Source organism: Ruminococcus sp. XPD3002 (assembly GCA_900119535.1).
Taxonomy (GTDB): domain Bacteria; phylum Bacillota; class Clostridia; order Oscillospirales; family Ruminococcaceae; genus Ruminococcus; species Ruminococcus flavefaciens_H.
In genome coordinates this window covers 1-332 of sequence record FPJT01000007.1, presented here as the reverse complement: position 1 = coordinate 332, position 332 = coordinate 1, and the positions used below count along the sequence as shown (strand labels likewise).

Below are 332 nucleotides of genomic sequence, written 5' to 3'. Positions count from 1 at the left end.
CACAAGTACTTCAACAACGACAACAAAGGTTACTACAGTAACAACTACTAAGGCAACCACAACGTCGACAACAACAAGTACTACAACAACTACAAGCACAACAACTACTACATCGACTAAGGCTGCAACCGAGTCGACAACAGAGACAACCAAGGCAGAGACAGAAACAACTACAACAGTAGAAACTACTACAAGAACTACACGTACAAAGATCGTGACTACCACAAAGATCAGCACAACAACAACTGCACCTGTTACAACTACAGTAACAACTATCATCGGCAGAAACAGTGTCAACATCAATAAGGTAGACCTCGGCGGTACAGAGGTAG

Annotated in this window: 1 protein-coding gene; it reads left to right on the top strand. The window is 42.8% G+C overall.

The annotated features are described in order from the left end of the window. Positions 1 to 332 (top strand): hypothetical protein (locus BT127_RS16770; protein ID WP_175541932.1); only part of this gene is annotated, 332 nt, incomplete at both ends.